Annotated in this window: 7 protein-coding genes; all 7 read right to left on the reverse strand. The window is 34.7% G+C overall.

Features of this window, described 5'->3' with window-relative positions:
• Nucleotides 1–2: 2 nt before the first annotated feature.
• Nucleotides 3–1,385 (reverse strand): tetratricopeptide repeat protein, encoded by a 1,383-nt coding sequence (locus A9Q93_RS10705; RefSeq protein ID WP_303687395.1) that lies wholly within the window; start codon nt 1,383–1,385, stop codon nt 3–5.
• Nucleotides 1,386–1,494: 109 nt separating this feature from the next.
• Complete coding sequence (locus tag A9Q93_RS10710) at nt 1,495–2,682, reverse strand: aspartate aminotransferase family protein (RefSeq protein ID WP_303687396.1); 1,188 nt, start codon at nt 2,680–2,682, stop codon at nt 1,495–1,497.
• Nucleotides 2,669–4,366: an OstA-like protein gene (locus A9Q93_RS10715; protein ID WP_303687397.1), complete on the reverse strand. Its 1,698-nt coding sequence runs from the start codon at nt 4,364–4,366 to the stop codon at nt 2,669–2,671. Before A9Q93_RS10715 ends, A9Q93_RS10710 begins: the two co-directional genes overlap by 14 nt.
• A 48-nt stretch (nt 4,367–4,414) precedes the next feature.
• Nucleotides 4,415–5,194, reverse strand: coding sequence for a hypothetical protein (locus tag A9Q93_RS10720; RefSeq protein WP_303687398.1), 780 nt, complete (start codon nt 5,192–5,194; stop codon nt 4,415–4,417).
• Nucleotides 5,194–5,427 (reverse strand): DUF6095 family protein, encoded by a 234-nt coding sequence (locus A9Q93_RS10725; protein WP_303687399.1) that lies wholly within the window; start codon nt 5,425–5,427, stop codon nt 5,194–5,196. The genes A9Q93_RS10720 and A9Q93_RS10725 overlap by 1 nt, the downstream gene beginning before the upstream one ends.
• A gap of 2 nt (nt 5,428–5,429) precedes the next feature.
• Nucleotides 5,430–6,245 (reverse strand): N-acetylmuramic acid 6-phosphate etherase, encoded by an 816-nt coding sequence (murQ, locus tag A9Q93_RS10730; protein ID WP_303687400.1) that lies wholly within the window; start codon nt 6,243–6,245, stop codon nt 5,430–5,432.
• Nucleotides 6,246–6,283: 38 nt separating this feature from the next.
• On the reverse strand, nt 6,284–7,429 hold the full coding sequence (ribB, locus tag A9Q93_RS10735; RefSeq protein ID WP_303687401.1) for a 3,4-dihydroxy-2-butanone-4-phosphate synthase: 1,146 nt from the start codon (nt 7,427–7,429) through the stop codon (nt 6,284–6,286).
• Nucleotide 7,430 lies beyond the last annotated feature (1 nt).

Genomic DNA, 7,430 nt, shown 5'->3' on the forward strand with positions numbered 1-7,430 from the left:
TTTTATTTTTTTAAAAGATCTTGAACATCCTTATTCAGATATTCCCCAGGAAATATATCTTCTATAATAGTTATAGATTGTGAATCTCTTTTTAAAGCGTTTTGTAAATGAAACTTTCCCTTGATTAATTCGCCTCTTTTAAAATAAAGACCTGCTAATCGATATTCTAAGTCTACGTTTTGTGGATAAAATTCTAATCCGTTTTCTACATTTAATATCGCAGCTTCTATCTCGCCTAATTGGATTAGAACATCACAACGTTCTATCCATGTACTTAGTTCATAATTTCCTAGTTCAATGGCTCTACGGTAACCATATTCAGCTTCTTCAATAAAGTTTAGTTGTTTATTAATTGTAGCATATTTTTTCCAGTACAAAGCGTTATCTGCATCTATTTCAGTAGCTTTTTCTATGAATGATAGTGCATTTTGGTAATCTAGTCTAGTTAGATAATAATTCACAATAGAAAGCCACCCCTTATCTAATAATGGATCTTCCTTAATACACTGTTTAAAGTATTTGATCGCATTGTCATCAAGGCCCAATTTTTCAAAACACTTTCCTAACCTCAAGTAGGCAAAAGAGGTAGGATCGTCTAGTTTTAAAGTAATTTGATAATTTTCTATAGCTTCATTATATCTTCCTAATTTCTCAAGAACTTTACCTTTCTCTAAGTAGGCGCCTATGAAATGATCATCTGAAATGATTGCAAATTCAAAAGCAGCTAATGCTTTCTCAAACATTTTTAAGTCAAAATATTGTTTTCCTACTTGATGCCACGCTACTTCACTATATGGATTCTTATCTAGAAATAGATTTAAATAATCAACAGCTTGTTGGTGTTCATTTAGAAAATCAAAACAGTAAATGACGTTGTAAAGAGCAGAGTAATCTGTTTCATCTAGTTCAAGACACTTCATGAAATTTACTTTGGCATTTGAATAATCTTCTATAAATAAGAATTCCATACCTATAAGATTATATACATCTGCTTGATCATGAGTGAGTTCTAGTGCTCTCTTCAATACTTCTATGGATTTTTGATGTCTATCTGTTTTGGAAAAAATGTTTGCTTTTTGAATATATATTTCAGCATTGTTAGGTTCAATTTCAAACAGCTCATTGAGAACACTTTCTGCTTGATCAAATTGATTATCAAATATGAACATCTCTGCACGGTACAATTTTAAATTAACTGATGTGGGATGTTGAGAAATTCCTAGCCCTATGGCTTTACGTGCCAGTGCTATTTTTCCTTCATCGAGATAGTGTTCTATGATTTGATCAAACTCATCGCTATCAAAGAATCCTACCTCATTAGATTTTAACATGAGTTCAAATTTTTGAATACTCAATTCTCCATCATTATTTAAATCAAATTGCATACATAGAATATTAAAAATTCTTGTTTTACTAAGTTCTTTTTTTTTGTGTAGGGATATGCAAATTCTGCAAATCTCTTGTCAACAACTTATAAACAGGTGATTTTTTAGATTAATTTTTGTAGAAAACTTCAATTACCTCATGCAATATTTTACAAGCATGATCAATTTCTGAAGTTGTGATTGTATACGGCGGTGTAATTCTTATGGCTCTTTTTTCAAATAAAAGTAAAAAGAAAATTACTCCTCTTTTACGGCATTCGTCTACAATCTCTGCCGTAAATCTATCGTCTGGTAAGATAGCTGCTAGCATAAGTCCTTTGCCTCTAATTTCTTTGATGTTTTTGTGTTGTAAGCTTTCGCGAAAGCGTAACTCCTTTTCTAACATCTTATCCATATACTTGCCTTCTTCAATCTCATGAAGTGTTGCTAAGGCTGCAGCTGCTACTACAGGATGACCACCAAAAGTTGTTATATGACCTAACATAGGTTGTTGTTTAAAGTGGCTCATATGTGCTTTACTAGTGGTTAATGCGCCTATGGGCAATCCACCAGCAAGACCTTTACCAGTAACTACCATGTCTGGAACAATGTTGTGCTGGGTAAAGTAGAACATGGTTCCCGTACGACCTATTCCGGGCTGAATCTCATCTACGATCAATAACGTGTTAGTTAGGGTACATCGTTTTCTTAATTCTTGCATCCATTGCTTACTAGGTACTATAAATCCGGCACCACCTTGAATACTCTCGATCACTACTCCAGCAGTCTTTTCAGTAATTAATTTTAAGTCTTGAAGGCAATTGAATTTTATATGTGATATACTGGGTAATAATGGTCTAAAAGGTGCTTTGCGCTCTTCATAATCCATTAAACTAAGTGATCCCATGGTATTACCGTGATAGGCCTTTTTCATGGCTATAATTTCACTATTGCCAGTAACACGTCTTGCTAGTTTGATAGCGGCTTCCATAGCCTCGGTACCACTGTTAACTAAATAAGTGGTTTCTAGAGGATCGGGCAGGAGTGAGGCTAACTTTTTACATAACTCAACGGCAGGTTGTTGTGTGTATTCACCATAAACCATGACGTGCATGTATTGATCTACTTGATCTTTAATGGCTTTCGTGACTGCTGGATTACAATGGCCTAATGGCAATGCGCTTACACCAGCCACCATATCAAGGTACTTATTTCCAGCAGTATCATAAATGTAATTACCAGATGCGCGTTCTATTTCTATACCTGGCGCAAATGGCGTTGTTTGCGCTTGATAATGGAAGAAATCACTTTTTGTCATCTTTTGTTTTGCTTGTCGTTTTAGGAATATCTTTTGTTCTGGTTTTAAAGTCTTCTTTTGTTAATCTAGAGTTTTTGTTAACGTTTTCACTTGCTTTCTGATCAAAGAAATCATCTTCTAATTGAGGTAAAGGAATTCCTTTTATGGGTGTTAATACTGGAACAGGCTTACCTTTAAATAAATCTTCTTTAGTTAAAATCATTTCATCGCCGCGCCATACCATACCTCTTAAAGTCCGAGCATTTTCTGGTAATTCATCTGGAGGATAAGTAACATCTTCAGGATTATCATAATTTGTGATGATGCTCATTTCTTTATCTTCAAATAATATTTCCATTCTTCCGCTAGTTCCTTTATTAATACCTACTAATTCTTGAGCATCGTTACGAGAATAGATTAAATTTTCTACGTTTTTATTGATGTTTACTATTTCTAACTGATTTGCATCATCAAATTTTCCTATTAGTTCTTTACCCTTTATCTGGTTGAAACCTCCGCTGGTATCTTGATCCACAATAAATGCATTGTAAAACACATGAAGACTATCTAGTTTTTCAGTTTCTACGTTACTTTGGATATGAATGCTATCACCAGTCATTTGACTTTTACCACTCCATAGAATAGGTTTAGTAATCATTTTAGTGAGTCCTGTGCTTTGTCTAGTATATATAGAATCACATTTGCCGCTCAAATCACTTTTAAATAGTCGTACATCATAGAAACCTCCCACGATTCTATCATCTTCAGGACCAGTAACCATTAACTTATCTGCGTGTATATATACGCTATCTTGATCTTGAATCGATATAGCAACAGCTCTTTTAGTGATAAAAACAGAATCTTTTGCCCGATAGACTTCTGCATAATGACCTTTAATGATAGATTTATTTATGGTGTCAGTGACCACTATATTATTTGTAGCACTCGCAAATGAATTACCTCTATTAAAATACAAGCTATCTCCAGTTACAGTTCTATTGTTATAATCTATTCTTGAATTTTTAATGAAATAGCCTTCGTCAGCTCTGGTGTCGTAAAATCCTCGTTCACAGTAAACGGTGCTTGTCTCACTTTTAATTGTCGATGGTCCATATAGATAAGCATGTCCATTCTCAGTATAAAAATTTAGGTGGTCGCTATCAATAGTGTATTCTGGATTTGTAACGGTAACCTTATCTAGAAATTGATAGCGTTTCTCAGCCATAAAGTAGCGCCCTATTCGGCTTTTAAGAGTGCTTGCTGTATCTTGTACTGTTCCACCACTTCTGTAATACGCTTGATGCTTTACTCTATCAAAGAACAAGGAGTCGGTTTTAAGTGTCGTACTTGGATTCTTCATATCTACATCACCACTGGCAAAAGCAAATTTTGTCTTACCATTATACTCGGCATATTTAGAACTCATTCTTATGGTATCGCCTTGATTCATGCGTACATTACCAAAAGTCCTAACAAAATTTTCATTACGATAAAAGACCGCATTATCACACCACATTTTGATTCCTTTATGTTGCACATAAACTTGCTTACTGCTAGTACCAGAATAAATAATAGCATCAGGATACTGATCTTCATCTATTTGTTGAAATCCAGCAGTAATTTGAATCAATGAATCTTGTACTTGATCCTGACTAAAAGCCAGACAAGTAAAAAGAAATGAAAAAATGAAACATCTATATTTCAAATATTGAATTTTATTTAGTTAAAGAAAATGTGTTTTATATACTGATATTTATAAAGCACTCATATACCAAGATTCGGGAATACTATTAATAGCAACATTTGAAACAGTAGATTCTTCAATTTCTTGAGTTCCAATACTACTTTCTTCTAATTGTTTGATCTCATAGCGCAGTACATTCCATCCTTTTTTAATGTCTAAATCATAATGATCAGTTCTGGTATAGACTTCTTCAGTACCATCTTCAAAAAGGTTGTTATAAGTTGTACTTCCATTTATAGAAAATGGTTCTTTGGCATAAATATAATAGTAATTAAAACCAGTTTCAGGTACTGCATCTTTTGTGCCTACTACGTATTTTACAAAATTCTCACTAGAAGCTGGATATAAATATGCACTTGTATCTCCAGTAATGACTTCAAACCTATAGAACTTACCTACATAGGCAAGTCTCGATTCTTTTCCTATGAAGGATACATTTGCTGTGTTAGGGAAACTTTCTAGTGCAGTGTTATAATTTAATTGATAATCTGCCTCATCAGAGGAATTGTAAGCGTTAAAAGCCTTTGTAGTGATTTTATCAAAATCTTCTGGCAATCTAATTTCAAAACTTCCATCTGCATCCAGTGCTCCATAAAATTCAGGTTGCACAAAATATCCCATGATATTGATATCACCGCTCATACCATTATGGTTAGAAACTGTTCCCTTTAAGGTAATCGCTGTGGCTTCTTCTTCATTATTTGATGAGTTTCTTATGTCTTTTTCATTAGAAGTAGGTGTTTTACAACTAGCAACAATTAACAAGAAAAGGAAAAGCAACTTATTCATTATCTGGTTTTATTAGATTTAAACATAGAATCAAGAATCAAATTGATTCCTTGAAAAATAAACACAACTGCAAGAATGGCAAATGCGATTCCAGGCATTAAAAATATGATAGGATGATCAGATCCTGCTCCTATGTAAATCAAGATAGGACCAGCAAATAAAAACAAAACACTCAACGCAAGTCTTTGAATTCCTTTTACTAATACATCACGATCTGTTGATTTTTGTTTCATCGTTAGCAAATTCCATGATTAGAAATAGCATTTCTTACACTGCCATGATCCATTAATAAACGTTTAGCTAGTTCATAATCAGTTCCTGTAGCTTCCATAATCATGCGAGTACCGCGGTCTACAAGCTTGTCATTACTTAACTGCATATCTACCATTTTATTATCCTTCACATGACCTAATTGAATCATAACACTTGTACTTATCATGTTAAGAATCATTTTTTGAGCAGTACCAGCCTTCATTCGGCTACTGCCTGTAACAAATTCTGGTCCTACCACTACTGCAATAGGATAAGCAGCGACCTTATCTAGTGGACTATCTGGATTACAAGTAATACATCCTGTAGCAATTCCATTTTCATTACAGGTTTTTAATCCGCCTATGACGTATGGCGTAGTGCCACTTGCAGCGATACCTATCACTACATCTTTAGGAGTAATTAGGTGTTTATTAAGGTCTTTAAAAGCTTGATTTGCATCATCCTCGGCATTTTCAACGGCCTTTCTTATCGCGGTATCTCCACCAGCGATGATACCTATTATTTTATCATCACTCACACCAAAAGTAGGTGGACATTCACTAGCGTCTAGAATCCCTAATCGTCCACTAGTTCCAGCGCCAATATAAAATAAACGGCCACCAGATTTCATTTTATCAACTATTACAGTTACCAGTTGTTCAATAGCAGGAAGTACCTTTTCTACAGCAACAGCTACCGTTTGATCTTCTTTATTGATGCTGTCTAACAATTCTTTAGAAGTCATTTTTTCTAAATCATTGTAACGAGAATCTTGCTCTGTAATTTTTTTAAATATCATAATGGAAGTTCCGCTTTCGCGAAAGCGAGATCACTTTATTAATAAGAAATAGTTTCTACAATTTCAAGGCCATAGCCTATCATCCCTATTCGTTTGCTTTGCTCAGAGTTAGTCATTAACTTCAACTTAGTGATGTTTAAATCATGTAAAATTTGAGCGCCTATTCCATAATCCTTATTATCCAGATTACGTCTAGGAGCTTTTACGACACCATTTTCTTGAAGGTCCTTAAGTTGCTCTAATCTTCCCAGCATATTTTCTGGTTCAAACTGCTGATTAATAAATACGATGGCTCCTTTACCTTCTTTATTTAATAAATCAAACATGGCATCTATCTTTCTATCTGCATTACTGGTAAGAGTAGAGAAGAGGTCATTATTTACTTGGGTAGAATTCATACGAGTAAGTACAGTGTCCTCACTAGTCCAGTCTCCTAATGTAAGCGCGATGTGAATTTGATCGTTAGTAGTTTGTTGATATGCTCTTAAACGGTAACTACCGAAACGAGTTTTAAGCATAAAGTCTTCCTTCTTTACTATAAGGCTATCGTTTTTCATACGATAAGCTACTAGATCTTCAATAGAAACTAGTTTAAGATCATGTTGTTTTGCCACTTCTACTAGTTGAGGAAGCCTTGCCATCGTCCCATCTTCATTCATGATCTCAACGATTACTCCTGCAGGCTCATGACCAGCTAATCGTGCGAAGTCTATAGCAGCTTCAGTATGACCAGTTCTACGTAATACACCACCATCTTTAGCCTTAAGCGGGAAAATATGTCCTGGCTTGCTAAAATCGTGTGGCTGTGTATCTGGATGTATCATTGCTTGGATAGTTTTGGCTCTATCGCTTGCACTAATTCCTGTAGTTACTCCATGACCTCGTAAATCTATAGAGACAGTAAATGCTGTCTCCATAGGATCTGAATTATTGTTAACCATCATGGCTAGTTCTAATTCTTTAGCCCTTGATTGAGTGAGAGGAGCACAAATTAAACCACGACCATGGGTGGCCATAAAGTTGATCATTTCTGGAGTGGCAGATTGTGCACTGGCAAGAAAATCTCCTTCGTTCTCGCGATTTTCATCATCTACGACAATGATTACTTTACCATTTTTTATATCTTCAATAGCGTCCTCAATTCGATCTAATTTTATATTTGTCGAAGTTTTTTCTTGAGTAATC

It is taken from the genome of Nonlabens dokdonensis (assembly GCF_002162835.1).
In the GTDB taxonomy this organism is placed as follows: domain Bacteria; phylum Bacteroidota; class Bacteroidia; order Flavobacteriales; family Flavobacteriaceae; genus Nonlabens; species Nonlabens dokdonensis_B.

Bases quoted from the DNA above. Each gene is read 5' to 3' on its own strand.
- A9Q93_RS10720 (WP_303687398.1), bottom strand. From the start codon at position 5,194: ATGAATAAGTTGCTTTTCCTTTTCTTGTTAATTGTTGCTAGTTGTAAA.
- A9Q93_RS10705 (WP_303687395.1), bottom strand. From the start codon at position 1,385: ATGCAATTTGATTTAAATAATGATGGAGAATTGAGTATTCAAAAATTT.
- murQ (WP_303687400.1), bottom strand. From the start codon at position 6,245: ATGATATTTAAAAAAATTACAGAGCAAGATTCTCGTTACAATGATTTA.
- A9Q93_RS10725 (WP_303687399.1), bottom strand. From the start codon at position 5,427: ATGAAACAAAAATCAACAGATCGTGATGTATTAGTAAAAGGAATTCAA.
- A9Q93_RS10710 (WP_303687396.1), bottom strand. From the start codon at position 2,682: ATGACAAAAAGTGATTTCTTCCATTATCAAGCGCAAACAACGCCATTT.